Source organism: Anaerovirgula multivorans (assembly GCF_900188145.1).
Taxonomy (GTDB): domain Bacteria; phylum Bacillota; class Clostridia; order Peptostreptococcales; family Natronincolaceae; genus Anaerovirgula; species Anaerovirgula multivorans.
Map to the genome: position 1 here is coordinate 38,604 of NZ_FZOJ01000001.1, position 12,915 is coordinate 51,518.

24 protein-coding genes are annotated in these 12,915 nt (G+C 34.3%); 22 read left to right on the forward strand and 2 right to left on the reverse strand.

From position 1 onward, the window contains the following. Nucleotides 1-258: 258 nt before the first annotated feature. The 12 genes from CHB72_RS00195 (at nucleotide 259) to CHB72_RS00240 (ending at nucleotide 5,178) form a co-directional block, all read left to right on the forward strand. Complete coding sequence (locus tag CHB72_RS00195) at nucleotides 259-1,014, forward strand: rolling circle replication-associated protein (RefSeq protein ID WP_089280844.1); 756 nt, start codon at nucleotides 259-261, stop codon at nucleotides 1,012-1,014. Nucleotides 1,015-1,034: 20 nt separating this feature from the next. Further along, a complete protein-coding gene (locus CHB72_RS26140; protein WP_176431111.1) occupies nucleotides 1,035-1,196 on the forward strand; it encodes a hypothetical protein in 162 nt (53 codons plus the stop codon). An 18-nt stretch (nucleotides 1,197-1,214) separates the two neighbouring features. Continuing rightward, a complete protein-coding gene (locus CHB72_RS00200) occupies nucleotides 1,215-1,730 on the forward strand; it encodes a Holliday junction resolvase RecU (RefSeq protein ID WP_242974989.1) in 516 nt (171 codons plus the stop codon). A 37-nt stretch (nucleotides 1,731-1,767) separates the two neighbouring features. Further along, nucleotides 1,768-1,986 (forward strand): hypothetical protein, encoded by a 219-nt coding sequence (locus CHB72_RS00205; protein ID WP_089280846.1) that lies wholly within the window; start codon nucleotides 1,768-1,770, stop codon nucleotides 1,984-1,986. Nucleotides 1,987-2,118: 132 nt separating this feature from the next. Continuing rightward, nucleotides 2,119-2,463, forward strand: coding sequence for a hypothetical protein (locus CHB72_RS00210; protein ID WP_089280847.1), 345 nt, complete (start codon nucleotides 2,119-2,121; stop codon nucleotides 2,461-2,463). A gap of 72 nt (nucleotides 2,464-2,535) precedes the next feature. Beyond that, nucleotides 2,536-2,730, forward strand: a complete 195-nt coding sequence (locus tag CHB72_RS00215) for a hypothetical protein (protein WP_089280848.1) — start codon at nucleotides 2,536-2,538, stop codon at nucleotides 2,728-2,730. Nucleotides 2,731-2,799: 69 nt separating this feature from the next. After that, on the forward strand, nucleotides 2,800-3,186 hold the full coding sequence (locus CHB72_RS00220; RefSeq protein WP_089280849.1) for a hypothetical protein: 387 nt from the start codon (nucleotides 2,800-2,802) through the stop codon (nucleotides 3,184-3,186). A gap of 81 nt (nucleotides 3,187-3,267) precedes the next feature. Beyond that, on the forward strand, nucleotides 3,268-3,519 hold the full coding sequence (locus CHB72_RS00225) for a DUF551 domain-containing protein (protein WP_089280850.1): 252 nt from the start codon (nucleotides 3,268-3,270) through the stop codon (nucleotides 3,517-3,519). A 42-nt stretch (nucleotides 3,520-3,561) separates the two neighbouring features. Next, a complete protein-coding gene (locus tag CHB72_RS00230) occupies nucleotides 3,562-3,957 on the forward strand; it encodes a hypothetical protein (RefSeq protein WP_089280851.1) in 396 nt (131 codons plus the stop codon). 27 nt (nucleotides 3,958-3,984) lie between these two features. Next, complete coding sequence (locus CHB72_RS25790) at nucleotides 3,985-4,215, forward strand: hypothetical protein (RefSeq protein WP_141131271.1); 231 nt, start codon at nucleotides 3,985-3,987, stop codon at nucleotides 4,213-4,215. Nucleotides 4,216-4,238: 23 nt separating this feature from the next. Next, nucleotides 4,239-4,676 carry a hypothetical protein gene (locus CHB72_RS00235; protein WP_176431112.1) on the forward strand — a complete coding sequence of 146 codons (438 nt, stop codon included), beginning with the start codon at nucleotides 4,239-4,241 and terminating at the stop codon, nucleotides 4,674-4,676. 160 nt (nucleotides 4,677-4,836) lie between these two features. Then, entirely contained in the window at nucleotides 4,837-5,178 is a 342-nt protein-coding gene (locus tag CHB72_RS00240; RefSeq protein WP_089280853.1) for a hypothetical protein, read from the forward strand. Here CHB72_RS00240 and CHB72_RS28175 read toward each other — a convergent pair. Further along, on the reverse strand, nucleotides 5,144-5,338 hold the full coding sequence (locus CHB72_RS28175) for a zinc ribbon-containing protein (protein WP_089280854.1): 195 nt from the start codon (nucleotides 5,336-5,338) through the stop codon (nucleotides 5,144-5,146). The genes CHB72_RS00240 and CHB72_RS28175 overlap by 35 nt on opposite strands. Continuing rightward, on the reverse strand, nucleotides 5,310-5,498 hold the full coding sequence (locus CHB72_RS00250) for a helix-turn-helix transcriptional regulator (RefSeq protein ID WP_089280855.1): 189 nt from the start codon (nucleotides 5,496-5,498) through the stop codon (nucleotides 5,310-5,312). Before CHB72_RS00250 ends, CHB72_RS28175 begins: the two co-directional genes overlap by 29 nt. Nucleotides 5,499-5,940: 442 nt before the next feature. Between CHB72_RS00250 and CHB72_RS00255 the strand changes: the two genes are divergently transcribed. The 10 genes from CHB72_RS00255 (at nucleotide 5,941) to CHB72_RS00300 (ending at nucleotide 12,915) form a co-directional block, all read left to right on the forward strand. Further along, nucleotides 5,941-6,321 carry an HNH endonuclease gene (locus tag CHB72_RS00255; RefSeq protein ID WP_089280856.1) on the forward strand — a complete coding sequence of 127 codons (381 nt, stop codon included), beginning with the start codon at nucleotides 5,941-5,943 and terminating at the stop codon, nucleotides 6,319-6,321. A 119-nt stretch (nucleotides 6,322-6,440) separates the two neighbouring features. Continuing rightward, a complete protein-coding gene (locus tag CHB72_RS00260) occupies nucleotides 6,441-7,010 on the forward strand; it encodes a hypothetical protein (protein WP_089280857.1) in 570 nt (189 codons plus the stop codon). A 49-nt stretch (nucleotides 7,011-7,059) separates the two neighbouring features. Next, nucleotides 7,060-8,724 carry a terminase TerL endonuclease subunit gene (locus CHB72_RS00265; protein WP_330396941.1) on the forward strand — a complete coding sequence of 555 codons (1,665 nt, stop codon included), beginning with the start codon at nucleotides 7,060-7,062 and terminating at the stop codon, nucleotides 8,722-8,724. Nucleotides 8,725-8,739: 15 nt separating this feature from the next. Beyond that, nucleotides 8,740-9,969, forward strand: coding sequence for a phage portal protein (locus CHB72_RS00270; protein ID WP_089280859.1), 1,230 nt, complete (start codon nucleotides 8,740-8,742; stop codon nucleotides 9,967-9,969). After that, nucleotides 9,947-10,534, forward strand: coding sequence for an HK97 family phage prohead protease (locus CHB72_RS00275; RefSeq protein WP_089280860.1), 588 nt, complete (start codon nucleotides 9,947-9,949; stop codon nucleotides 10,532-10,534). The genes CHB72_RS00270 and CHB72_RS00275 overlap by 23 nt, the downstream gene beginning before the upstream one ends. Before the next feature lie 3 nt (nucleotides 10,535-10,537). Beyond that, nucleotides 10,538-11,677 (forward strand): phage major capsid protein, encoded by a 1,140-nt coding sequence (locus tag CHB72_RS00280; protein ID WP_089280861.1) that lies wholly within the window; start codon nucleotides 10,538-10,540, stop codon nucleotides 11,675-11,677. Between the two features lie 13 nt (nucleotides 11,678-11,690). Next, nucleotides 11,691-11,873, forward strand: a complete 183-nt coding sequence (locus CHB72_RS00285) for a hypothetical protein (protein ID WP_089280862.1) — start codon at nucleotides 11,691-11,693, stop codon at nucleotides 11,871-11,873. Further along, nucleotides 11,848-12,144: a head-tail connector protein gene (locus CHB72_RS00290; protein ID WP_089280863.1), complete on the forward strand. Its 297-nt coding sequence runs from the start codon at nucleotides 11,848-11,850 to the stop codon at nucleotides 12,142-12,144. Before CHB72_RS00285 ends, CHB72_RS00290 begins: the two co-directional genes overlap by 26 nt. Nucleotides 12,145-12,152: 8 nt before the next feature. After that, nucleotides 12,153-12,476 carry a phage head closure protein gene (locus CHB72_RS00295; RefSeq protein WP_089280864.1) on the forward strand — a complete coding sequence of 108 codons (324 nt, stop codon included), beginning with the start codon at nucleotides 12,153-12,155 and terminating at the stop codon, nucleotides 12,474-12,476. 4 nt (nucleotides 12,477-12,480) lie between these two features. Then, nucleotides 12,481-12,915: a phage tail terminator family protein gene (locus tag CHB72_RS00300; RefSeq protein WP_089280865.1), complete on the forward strand. Its 435-nt coding sequence runs from the start codon at nucleotides 12,481-12,483 to the stop codon at nucleotides 12,913-12,915.

Sequence of the window (12,915 nt, forward strand, 5' to 3'; positions counted from 1 at the left end):
TGTAAAATAATTACACTGAAAAGTCAATATTTTACAGCAATATCAAGCTTTTTTCGGGCTTGTAATAGGTATTAACGAATCGACGAAACAGTGTAAATAGAAAAAATATCAACTGACAAGAAAAATCAAATAGAAAATTAATAGATAATAGATATTTGTTTCTATTTCTCCCAAATTTCAAAAAAAGAAATTAGGGGGACAAGAGGGGGAAGAGAAACAGATCTTCTCCCTTTATTTTTAAAACCGGGGGAAAAAGAAATGCCATATAGAGAGAAAAGAATATTCAGTGGACCAATATTAGAGGTGGAGATATTTCCTATATCATTAAGACAAAAAAAGCAACCTAGGGCAAAAAAGAAAAAGTTAACAGTTCCAAAACAGAAAAGGTTGAATGATAAAAATTCAAAAAAGCATTTAATAAGATTAATCAATACAAATTTTACGGATGAAGATCTTGCTATCCATCTTTCATACAGAGATGAGGATTTGCCAGAAAATGAAGAAGAAGCTAGAAAAGATATAAAAAATTTTTTCAGGAGAGCAAAATATCACATAAAGAGAAATGGATTACCTGCATTAAAATACATAGCAGTAATTGAGTATAGAGAAGAAAAAGAGGGAGGGGAGACAGCAAGACTCCATCATCATATTGTCATGAGTGGAGGAATAGATAGGGACAAAGTAGAGGAGCTATGGGGAAAGGGCTGGGCAAATACAAAAAGGCTACAAGCAGATGAATATGGTTATGAGGCTCTAGCAAGATATATATCCAAGGACCCTAGAGGGAGCAAAAGATGGACTCAATCAAAAAACCTAAAACAACCTAAAGTAGAGGTGAGTGACAGCAGGTATAAAAGCAAGAAAAAAATTGAAGAGATAGCAAAGGCACCAGAGGATAGAGAATTTTTCTCTAAGAAATATCCAGGATACATATTAAATTCATGCAAGGTAGAGGTAAATGAGATTACAGCTGGTACTCATATCTATATAAAAATGAGGAAGCTGCAGATATAAAAAAAGGAAGGAGAGAAGTCATGAGTGATAGTAATTGTTGTGGAAAGTGCAACTTTTTTAAAGAGGGTGAGTTAGTATCAACTATAGGGAAATGTTTTATTACCAGTGAAATCAAGAAAGCAGATGAATATTGTACAAAAACAAACTATTTTAGAAAAAAAGACCAAAAGGAAAATCATTAGCTAAGGGGGCACAAAATTTTGAAAAATAATTACATGGCCAACAAGGGAATGTTTTTTGAGAAAGAAGTCATGATGGCCAACAATCAATATAAAGAAAGAGGAATTGCTCTAATTCAAAAAATCAGTACTCCATGGAAAGTGATTAGAGAAGGAAAAAGAATTACATCAGCATTTCCAGAAGGGAAAAGCACACTAGATTTTAGAGGTACTGTATCAGAAGGAATTTCAATTTCATTTGATTGCAAGGAGACCATTGAAGAAAAAGGCCTTCCTTTACAAAACATAGAGGCTCATCAAATCGAGTATATGAAAAATGCCACGGAGGTGGGCGAGATAACATTCCTATTATGTTTCATCTTACCACTGAATAAGCGATTTTATATACCTGGTGAAGTTGCTATCTACTACTGGGACAGATGGCAGAAAAATAAAAGGAAACATGGGTACAATTATATACCAGTAAAAAGCATGATAGAGGTTAAATCTAGGCATGGAATTGTACTAGATTACTTAGCTGCTTTAGAGGTGATATAGTTTTTAGAATATGTGAAACAAAAAGGAGGTTGTAGTTTTGGAAAGACAAGAAGAATATAACAAGATACTAGACGAAGATAACACAATGCTAGTAGAAGATAATGAGATATTAAGAAATAAAATTACTGCTATCGAAAATTTTATAGATAGAACAAGCATCGAAGTGACTGAGGCATTAAAAAGTCATACCCAAATAGATACTGATTATTTTATAGGGCAAAGAAGTATTTTAACCAGTATTAAGAAATTAATATAAGTTATATTTTAGGATCTATCCGAAAGGGGGGAATGAACTTGCACCGCAATAATAAATGGTTACGCTATCTGCTGTACATATTGCTGATAGTCTTACTCTTTATATCATACGAAGTTAAGGAGGTTTGATTTCATGAGAAATTTAAGCGATATTATTGAAGATTGTAAGTTAAATGGTAGACCAACTTATGAAGAATTAAGGTATTCAGTTTTAGTAATGACAGGAATTTTAAATATGGTAAATCATGAGTTAATCAAATTGTATGTTGAAGGTAAGATGCCTAATGAATTCATTAGGAAAATGAAGCTTGAAGGTGGCACATGCACCATGTATAGCAATGCATTAAATAAACCTCCCAAAGAATATCTTGGTTGGAACAATGACCCCGAGAATCCTGAATATCAGAGGTTTCATGCAATAGGAAGTAAACTCATTGATAAAGCTTTAAAAGGCGAATTACCAAACCAAAAGAAATAAAGTTAATGTCACACTACAATATAAAGAACTGCCAGATCTTTAAAAAATGCGACATTGAAAGGAGGAAATAAATTGACTTGGTACGAAAAATTTATTGGGAGCAAAGAGAAATTAGCAACAATACTAGCAAAAGGACATAATATTTGTTCGGACTGTCAATCTGACAGAAAAATTTGTAATGCTGAAAAAAATCAAAATTGCGCAATGCAATGGCTCGAAAGCGACCCAAAACAAGATTTATATGTGAGCTATCAAAAGCCAAAATAAGTCACATTTCAATTACAGTATGCAGTTGCATCTATTTTAGAAAATACGAAACATGAAAGGGTGAAAATAATGAAAGAAAATTTAATGACACCAGAAGAAGTTAATATGTTTAATGAATTATGTGAAAAAGTCACCAAAAGAGTAGGAGATATTGTTCAAGTTATACATCCTAGTTGGAATTATGATGGATGTTTAATGGAGGATTATGGAGGTTTGGTAGCTGTTTTAAGAAAGCCATCTGGTTGTAGTTGTTGTAGCGATGAAGAAATATCATTTGATATAACTGATACTATGCTATATGACGAAGATTTTATTGCTAATTATAAACAAGTAGAAAAAGAAAAAGCTGATAAATTAAAAAAGAAAAAAGAAGAAGCAGCAGAGCAAAAAAGATTAGAACAAGAAGAAACCAACAAAAAACTTTATGAGAAATTAAAAGAAAGGTATGAAAAATAACTGTCTCAATACGCACTTCAATCACCGGATGCAGCTGCCGAAGCTATCTATACTTAGGAGTTAATGAGGGGAGGCATTTAAATGAGTGAAAATAACTGGATTTCAGTAAGTGATAAACTTCCAGAAGTAAATCAACATGTTCTTTTGTTTTTAGAGAACAATGAAGGCGAAAAAGCACAAGTGGTAGGATATATATTTTTCTCAAAAGACAAGAAATTTGAAAAGTGTAATAATGAATTTTCTGTTTATAATGGCGAATCATTACCTGATTTTTTAAGAAAAGAATGTGTTTTAGCATGGCAACTACTACCCAAGCCGTACAAACTAAAGTGACACATTTCAATTATTTGATGTAATGAAGAGGAGGTTTTGATAATGTGTGATATAGGTTATTGCAAGCATTGTAATGAAATGATTATGATAGAGTGTCCAGATGAGGCTACAAAAGAAGAAAAAAATCAAATAGCAACAAAGTATTGTAAATGTGAGAAAGCAGAATATGAGGCGAAGAAAGAACTTGAGATAGAAAAGGCAAAGCAAAGGATTCAACAACTTTTTGGTGAAGAGGCGGAAAAAATGGGATTTGATTTAATTGCTGAAGAGGATATACATAATCTTATGAACTTCGTCGTTTTCTTAATAGCAAATAAAAAAATCAAGGGAACAACTATCGAAATCAATGGAATGACCAAGGCTAAAATATCTATTTCATCAAAAGGTAAAATCAACATTGAAAGAGCACAAGCTATAAAATATAAACTCGAAGCCTAAATACTTTGATATAAGAGGGTGAGCTGGATGAGTATATTAAAGTGTTACTGCTGCGGAAAATCATCTAGAAATGCTATAAATTTAATCGTCATTGGGAACAAATCCTACTGCAGTAAGTGCATAAAGAAAATGAAAGTGAGAAAAACAGGAGCAAAAGTTAATTACTACACAAATCTAGGAACTAGATGTTTTGTAGAAGTAAGGGAAAGAGGATACGTTATAAGAGAGTATCATATAAAAGACCTGCAAATCGGATAGAACGTCATAAAGGGGGAATGATCTTGAGAAAAGAAATAAAAACTTATATAGAAGCAGAGCTAAGATTTTATCATCAAACAAAAAAAGATCTAGAAGAGGCCAAAGATGATATCAGAGATGCTGGAGTATCGGAAGATAACATGGGCATTAGAGGAAGTAGCATTAGCAACGTAGTAGAATCAAAATCGCTTAGATTAATAACCAATAAAAGAATTAAAAAGCTTGAAGAAACTATAAGATCTATAGATATAGTTATAGGTGAACTTGATGAGCATAAATATAAGCTAGTAGAACTTAAATACTGGACAAGACCTAAGCTCCTAAGTGATATGGGAATAGCAAAGGAATTAAATATAGATCGGGCAACTCTGTATAGATGGATAGATGGAATACTGATAGCTATAGCCATTGAATTAGGATTAGTAGAGGAGCCAAGTCTGCGACAATCATGCGACATTTAAGGGGGCAAAATGTGTTATTATGGCATTGAGTAGAATTATCAAAACCCCCACTTATTACTAAGAAACCCTGTTCAGTTGAATGGGGTTTTCTCTTTTGGAGTGATGTAATGTATGAAGTTAACTATATAAATGCAAAATAGCAAATAAAAGGAATGATAACATGAACGATTATTTAAAAGGGCAAGTAGATAATTATTGTTATATGATTAAAACTGGAAAACCAACAGCTGTAGTAGCAATACAAGAGAGATACTTAAAAGAGGCTAGGGAAATAGTAAAAGAGTATCAATTAAAAGCATATGTGGAAGATCTATCGGATGATTGGAAAACATTGTGGATATATAAGGATGATTATTTGATAGAAATTATAAAAAAAATGCCTGAACAACCAAAAGACGTCTATGATCACTGGGTATTAGGTAAAATCTTTGGCTATTCAGACGATGCAATAAAAAATTTTATCGATACTAAGCTTTACGATACTCTGTGTGATAACATTTAGGACATGGTGGCAAAGTATCGGTGTGGTCATCTAACACAACTCTTTGGCCACACTTTTTACAAATGTAGGTTCCTTTTGAGTAGAAGGAGCCAATAGGCTCTTTTCTTTCTATACAAGAAAAAAGCAGGAGATTAATCCTGCTTTTCTGAGCATAGTTCATCAAGCGTTACACCTAGAGCTTTGGCAAGCTTCAGGGCAGTTGATACAAGGCAGTCACCACGCTTTTCAATGTCTTGAATTGTGCGGCGTGGTACGCCAGATAATTCAACGAGTTTTGGAACGCTTAAATTTTGAGATTCTCTAATTTCACGTAATCGCATAAAATCACTTCCTTGAGGTTATAATTGTTAGTATAGAGTTTGTCACAAATAAGATCATTATTACAATGTCTATCCATGTTGGGTTAGATAGGTCAACAATTTTCAAAATGACAAATAAGATTAGAAAGATTGAAAAGATATTGTTAGTTGTTTTCATAATTTCCAGTGTATGATATAATTATTTTAGAAGGTGAGGGGCTTTCGCCCCTCTGGCTCTTACTCTTTTTTGGTTAGTTCTTTGAGCTTGGACGCTATCTGGAGAACCAACCATACTGCTGTAAGAGCTTTTATTATGTCATCCACTGTCTCACCTCCTTTCTATAATATAATTATAGCACGTCGTATCGTGCTAGTCAATACTTTTTTTATAAATTTTGGTAATTATTTTTGAAAAATTATTAGAGTCGAATAGACTCTTTTTCTTTTGGAGTTGATTGATAGTATGCTTAAGAGCTGCAAATATTGTATGAGAATACACGACAGTAAATACGACTGTGGTAAAAAGCCACAGAGAAAGAAAAAAGGAAATGAGAAAGATAGGTTCAGATGGACACAAGCATGGCAAAAGAAAAGAGAAGAGATCAAGCAAAGAGATAAGTATCTCTGTCAGATATGCATCAGAAATTTATATGATACATTCAAGCAATACAACTACATTGATCTAGAGGTACATCATGCAGAATCATTAGAAGATGCTTTCGATAAAAGACTAGATAATGACAATCTCATTACTATATGCGAAAGGCATCATGAATTGGCAGAGAAGGGGGATATACCTTTAAAAGTAATATTAGACATAATAAAAGAGCAAGAGGCTCAATAGGGTACCCCCCGAGGTGTAGCAGGTAAATTTATCAAGACCGCCAACACCACATACCCCCATCAGAAGATAAAATATTCCCACATCAGGTTTTAAAATTATTTTGAAAGGAGTTGATCTTAATGCCGACACCCCCAAAGCCTTTTTCCGTATTGACCAATGAAAAAAAATCCCACAGGACTAAAGCAGAATTGGAGCAACGCCGTAAGGGTGAAGAAGCTCTTTCAACGGGCACGGCATTGAAAGAACGTCCTGAGGTGAAAGACAACCCAACAGCACACAAGGAATTCTTAAGGATCAATAAGTTACTGAAACAGATTAAAAAAAATGATGCAATATATGAGCCGGTGATAAACCGATACTGTATGCTACAAGCTGAGTGTAAAGATTTCGAAGAAAAGAGAGAATCGTTTTACAGAGATTTGCAAGAGCTCACAAAGGATAAGGAAAGCCGAATTGAATCTGAGGAGATGTCACTGAGTGCGTACTACAGAATGAAAAACAATCTCCAGAATACAATAATCGCCCTAGATCGTCAAGTGCAGAGCAAACGGAAGATGTTACTTGATATTGAAAAGGAGAACATAATGACTATTGCGGCGGCACTGAGGAGCATACCGAAGAAGGTCGATGAATCAAAGAATCCACTTTTGGAAGCTCTGAAAGGTAAACGGGGAAATGGTACAGGATAGCAGGGCATATAAATACGCTCAATGGTGTGTAATCCCCGAAAACAGAAAAGTGCCGAAATACGTCAAGAAACAAGCACAAGCATGGTTGGATATAGCAGACGGTAAAGATGATGAAGCGTACGTTGATGAAGAGGCATTAGAACAGGTTTGTACGTTGTTAAGTTTAATGGTGCATCCGGATTTACAGTGTCCGCTTGATGAGGGGCTAGAGGATTATGCCTGGCTATTGATCGTAGCTGTACTTTGCACAAAGCTTCGAAATGATCAGGGTAAAGATATTAGATATTATATAACTGCTGTTTTGGAGATATCTCGAAAAAATTTCAAGACCTTCAATGCTGCGGTTATTTTTATTCTGCTAATGTTAACAGATCCGCAGTTCAGCAGGTTCTTCTCCGTGGCACCCGATTTAAAACTCTCTAAAGAGTTACAGCTGGCACTTAGAAAGATTATTAAAGTCAGTCCAATGCTAGTAGAAAACAATGCATTTAAAATTCTCAGAAGTGAAATTCGATGTCTTCTGACTGAGAGCGAATACACTCCACTAGCCTATAGCGAAGATCGAATGGACGGGAAATTAGCCAATGCATTCCTTGCCGATGAGGCAGGGGCCATGGACAGCTATCCGATTGAAGCTATGAGATCATCACAAATCACACTCTTTAATAAATTAGGTATCATAATCAGTACTCAGTATCCCAATGATAACAACGGGATGATCGATGAAATCGACATCTCAAAGAAAACCTTAGATGGGTTGCGCAGGAGTAAACGACGGTTTTCACTGCTCTATGAGCCAGATGACCAATTTTTATCAGATGACCAATGGAAAACTGAAGATTTGATTATCTATCAAGCAAACCCCGTAGCCGTTACTAATGAACATGTTTTTGAGGCTATCAAGGAGATGCGGGAAGATGCTGCTGATTATGAAAACAAGCGAGAAAATTACCTGTGTAAGCACAATAACATCAAATATAAGAGTCTGGGAGTCGAAGGGTTTGTTGAAATTACCAAGGTTAGAGAGTGTAAGATTAAATATGACCCTGAGTTTTGGAAAGGTAAACGAGTATTTATAGGGATTGACCTTTCTCAATCCGATGACAATACAGCAGTGGTGATGGTGACATGGCACGACGGGAAACTATATTGTATGGCATGGGGATACATACCAGCAGGAAGAAAGGCTATAAAAACAAAAAAAGAAGACGTGGATTACAATAGATTAATTAAAGATGGGGTTTGTTTTGAGTGTGGAGATGAGATTATTGATTATGGATTTATAGAGGCATTCATAATGGGTAGTGACAAGAGATCCGAAGAATTTCTACGTTTAAGTATCGAAGAAAAATTTGGAGTTGAAGTGGTTCAGATAGGATATGACAGATACAACGCAATTAGTTCTATTCAGAAATTTGAAGAGGCCGAATATGAATGCGTAGAAGTAAAACAACATTCAAGCGTACTTCACATGCCGACAAAGCTGCTGTATGAATGTATTCTAAATAAGGTTTTTCAGTACTGCGAAAACCTGCTGCTGGAAATAAACTTTCAAAATGCACGTTGCACAAAAGATACAAATCTAAATAAATACGTCAATAAGAAAAAATCTTCCGGCAAAGTAGATATGGTTGTTGGGTTGATTATTGCTACTTATTTGTTGCAACAAGATATGTTATTTGGGGGAGATGATTTTGCAGTACAAGTTGTATAGAAAGGCGGTGAGAAATTGAGATGGCCATGGCAGAAAGAACAAAGAACCGAGGAAATAACTCCTGAGGTTGATACTGCACTCCTCCAGGCTTTACTAGGTAGCACTACAATTAATAAAACAGAAGCATTGAATATACCTTCTGTAAAGAGCTGCATAAAGTTTATCGCAGATACAGTTTCCATGTTACCTATAAAGCTATATAAAGACGTTGGAGGGAAAGCTGAGGAGGTGAAAAATGATGCAAGAACAGATTTGCTAAATGATGATACTAGAGATACTCTTGATGCAGTACAGTTCTGGAAAGCACTTATAACAGATTACTTTCTTGGAAAAGGTGGTTATGCCTATATAAATAGACATTTAAACAATGTTGTAAGCTTGCATTATGTTGATGAAACCCATATATCAACGATTAAAAATACTGATCCAATTTTTAAGTCTTATAGAATTCTTGTAAATGGAAGAGATTACTGGCCCCATGAGTTTATAAAAGTTTTGAGAAATACAAAAGATGGAACTCAAGGTCAAAGTATTATTGAAGAGCATAACTTAATCTTAAGCGTAGCATATAATTCCTTATTATTTGAAGAAACGCTTGTAAAAAAAGGCGGTAATAAAAAAGGGTTTGTAAAATCACCTAAAAAATTAACGCAGGAATCAATGGACAAACTTAAAGAAGCCTGGAAAAGGTTATACAGCAATAACAGTGAAAATGTTGTAATACTCAATGAAGGATTAGAATTTCAAGAGGCTTCAAATACATCTGTAGAAATGCAATTAAATGAAAACAAAGAGACTAACTCAGCTGAAATCTGTAAATTATTTAATATACCTGAAAACATTATTAGAGGCACTGCAACATCCAAGGAATATACAAATGCTTTTAAAATGGGTGTTATGCCTGTACTAAAAACAATAGAATGCGCTTTAAATAGAGAACTTCTACTCGAAAATGAGAAGAGTTCTTTTTATTTTGCCTTTGACACCAAAGAAATGCTTAAAGGCGATATAAAAGAAAGGTTTGATGCTTATAAGACAGCAATAGATGCAAATTTTATGCAAATTGATGAAGTTAGATATATGGAAGACTTACCTGCATTAGACCTAAATTGGATTAAACTAGGGCTTGATTCAGTCTTGTATGATCCAAAAACTAAAACAATCTATACTCCAAATACGGATCAAACGAAGCAAATTGATAACTTGAAAGGTGGTGAGGACGATGAAAGCGGAAATCAGAGCTGATGGATTACATATAGTTGGTTATGTGAATGTACCTGGTAGAGAAAGCAGGCCAGTAATTACTCCACGTGGCAAAGTTATTGAGGTAATTGAACAAAGAGCCTTTCAGAGAGCTATTGGGAAAGTAGATAATATTGATTTAAAAGTAGACCATGAAAGAAAGATAGCATCCACAAAAGAAGGTAGTTTAAAAGTATATGAGGATGAAGTTGGATTAAGAGCAGAGGCGGCTATTTTAGATGAAGAAGTAATCCAGGGAGCAAAGGAAGGAAAGCTAAAAGGTTGGAGCTTTAATATGATGAAGGTTGTAGATGAGATAGAAGAGAGAACTGGTAAACTGCCTTTAAGAAGAGTTAAGGACTTTGTTATGACTGAAATAACCTTAGCATTAAGAAAAATGCCAGTGTATTCATCCACATCTATTGAGTTAAGAGCAGAAGAAGAGGAAGAAGTTGAAATAAGAACTTCTGAATGCGATACTGCAGTAATTGATTTAACAGAAGCAAAGAAGGACACAATTAATTATTCAGAATGTGAAAATAGAATATTACAATTAAAGGAGAGATAATCTATGAAATTAAAAGCACTGTTAGAAAAAAGAAACAATAAGGTAGTTGAAATGAAAGCATTACTTGATAGGGCAAAGACAGAGGAAAGAGCAATGACAGAGGAAGAAATGACACAATTCAACAATCTAGAGAAAGAAATTAAAGATCTAGACACAACAATCGAAGCAGAAAAGAGAGCAAGCAGCCTAGAAGTCATTGATGATACAAAGAAAAATGTAGGGGTAGAAGAAAGAGCAGAAGCAGAAGAGAGAGCTTTTGCAAGCTATATTCGTGGAGTAATTGAAGAAAGAGCAGACATTAATTTAACTGTTGGCGATAACGGAGCAGTTGTACCTTCATCTATTGCAAACAAAATTATAAAGAAGGTATACGACATTTGTCCTATCTATCAATTAGCTACCAGATACAATATAGGTGGAACTTTAAATATTCCATATTATGATGAGGCTACACAGAAAATAGAGATGGCTTACGCTACAGAGTTCCAAGAGCTAGAATCTACATCAGGAAAATTCTTAAGCATTGAACTTAAAGGTTTCTTAGCTGGAGTATTAAGTAAAGTATCAAAGTCCTTAATAAACAACTCTCAATTTGATATAGTTAGCTTTGTAGTTAGTGCTATGGCCGATGCTATCTCTAAATGGATTGAAAATGAATTATTAAATGGTACCGACAATAAGATAGAAGGATTATCTACAGTAACTCAAAAAGTAGATGCTGCTAGCTCAACAGCAATTACTGCTGACGAGTTAATAGATCTGCAAGAGGCAGTGCCAGACATATATCAAGGTAGTGCCATTTGGATCATGAATAGAGCAACTAGAAAAGCTATAAGAAAGCTAAAAGATGGCGACGGAACTTACCTATTACAAAAAGATTTCAATGCCAAGTGGGGTTATACTTTATTAGGTAAAGATGTATACACATCAGATAACATGCCTACGATGGCAGCTGGAAAGACCGCTATCTTTTATGGGGATATGAATGGACTAGCTGTTAAGCTATCAGAAAATATGAATATAGAAGTACTTAGAGAAAAATTTGCTACACAACATGCTATAGGAGTAGTTGGTTGGATTGAGATTGATTCTAAGGTAGAAAATTCACAAAAAATTGCTAAGTTAGTAATGAAAACAACATAATTGGAGGTAGATTATGAAAGTTAAGGCACTAGTGAGTTTTTCGGGTACTTTTTCAATGTATAAGGGAGAGATCAAGGAGTGTAGCGATAAGGCTATACTCCTTGATCTTCTACAGGCTGGATACATTGAAGAAATCAAATCAGAGAGACCTAAAAAGGATGTGAAATCCAGTGAAAGTAAGCGAAATAACAAATAAAGAGGTAGCTGAGTATTTACGGCTCGAACATGAAGAATTAACTGAGGATGAATTGAATCAATTAAATAGCTTATTAAACATAGCTAAAAAATTTATTAAATCATATACAGGATTAACCACAGAGAAAATAGATACACATGAAGATTTTCATATTGTAGTAATGATTTTGTGTCAGGATATGTATGACAATAGACAAATATATATTGAGAAAGGTAATTTAAATAAAGTAGTTGAAACGATTCTTGGTATGCATTCAGTCAATCTACTGTAGGTGATAATATGAATCCAGGCAGGTTAAATAAAAGAATTGAAGTATGGTATAAAGTAAAAGAATTAAACGATCTAAAACAGACCGTACAAAAGGATAAATTTAAGACAAAACTATGGGCTGCTATAATTCCGCAGACAGGAAAATCTTTTTCGGCTCCCGCTGATACTAAGCAGGCTGAAATAACCCACAAAATTGAAGTTAGATATAGGAATGATTTAAAAAGTAACATGCATATAAAGTACCGAGGTCGAAGATTTGACATTAAGTATATTTTAGATCCCTATGAGAAACATGAAAAACTTGAAATATATGTATCGGAGGTGGTTGAGTAGGAACATGTTAACTCTAGAACAAATTTTAACAACTATTGATGAAAAATTAATAGAAAAGTATACGGATATAGAAATAAATAGTAATGACGTAGAGGAAGGTTTTGATAGACCTTCTTTTTATGTGAAGTTTGATAATGTTTCTAGAACAGATTATCTTTATAATTGCAAAAGAAGTTTAACTGTTAGAATATACTATTTCCCCTCCGATAGATACGTATACCAACTCGAAGTATTAGAGAAACAACAAGAGATAGAGGATTTATTCAGAGAAGGGTTTGAGATAAATAACAGATATTTAAAAATAGTTGAGGGGATAGAGAGTTATATCACTGATGGGGTACTTCAAATGTCCTTCGATGTAGAGTATTATGATAAACACAAAGAAGACGATGGAGAAGGAAAAGAAAAGATGCAAGAATTGTATCTGAAAGGCAGTTGA

Excerpts from the sequence above, each read along its gene's own strand:
- CHB72_RS28175 (WP_089280854.1), bottom strand. The coding sequence starts at position 5,338 with ATGAACTATGCTCAGAAAAGCAGGATTAATCTCCTGCTTTTTTCTTGT.
- CHB72_RS00300 (WP_089280865.1), top strand. The coding sequence starts at position 12,481 with ATGTTAACTCTAGAACAAATTTTAACAACTATTGATGAAAAATTAATA.
- CHB72_RS26140 (WP_176431111.1), top strand. The coding sequence starts at position 1,035 with ATGAGTGATAGTAATTGTTGTGGAAAGTGCAACTTTTTTAAAGAGGGT.
- CHB72_RS00210 (WP_089280847.1), top strand. The coding sequence starts at position 2,119 with ATGAGAAATTTAAGCGATATTATTGAAGATTGTAAGTTAAATGGTAGA.
- CHB72_RS00225 (WP_089280850.1), top strand. The coding sequence starts at position 3,268 with ATGAGTGAAAATAACTGGATTTCAGTAAGTGATAAACTTCCAGAAGTA.
- CHB72_RS00280 (WP_089280861.1), top strand. The coding sequence starts at position 10,538 with ATGAAATTAAAAGCACTGTTAGAAAAAAGAAACAATAAGGTAGTTGAA.
- CHB72_RS00295 (WP_089280864.1), top strand. The coding sequence starts at position 12,153 with ATGAATCCAGGCAGGTTAAATAAAAGAATTGAAGTATGGTATAAAGTA.
- CHB72_RS00285 (WP_089280862.1), top strand. The coding sequence starts at position 11,691 with ATGAAAGTTAAGGCACTAGTGAGTTTTTCGGGTACTTTTTCAATGTAT.
- CHB72_RS00275 (WP_089280860.1), top strand. The coding sequence starts at position 9,947 with ATGAAAGCGGAAATCAGAGCTGATGGATTACATATAGTTGGTTATGTG.
- CHB72_RS00260 (WP_089280857.1), top strand. The coding sequence starts at position 6,441 with ATGCCGACACCCCCAAAGCCTTTTTCCGTATTGACCAATGAAAAAAAA.
- CHB72_RS00230 (WP_089280851.1), top strand. The coding sequence starts at position 3,562 with ATGTGTGATATAGGTTATTGCAAGCATTGTAATGAAATGATTATGATA.
- CHB72_RS00240 (WP_089280853.1), top strand. The coding sequence starts at position 4,837 with ATGAACGATTATTTAAAAGGGCAAGTAGATAATTATTGTTATATGATT.
- CHB72_RS00195 (WP_089280844.1), top strand. The coding sequence starts at position 259 with ATGCCATATAGAGAGAAAAGAATATTCAGTGGACCAATATTAGAGGTG.
- CHB72_RS25790 (WP_141131271.1), top strand. The coding sequence starts at position 3,985 with ATGAGTATATTAAAGTGTTACTGCTGCGGAAAATCATCTAGAAATGCT.
- CHB72_RS00250 (WP_089280855.1), bottom strand. The coding sequence starts at position 5,498 with ATGCGATTACGTGAAATTAGAGAATCTCAAAATTTAAGCGTTCCAAAA.
- CHB72_RS00220 (WP_089280849.1), top strand. The coding sequence starts at position 2,800 with ATGAAAGAAAATTTAATGACACCAGAAGAAGTTAATATGTTTAATGAA.
- CHB72_RS00255 (WP_089280856.1), top strand. The coding sequence starts at position 5,941 with ATGCTTAAGAGCTGCAAATATTGTATGAGAATACACGACAGTAAATAC.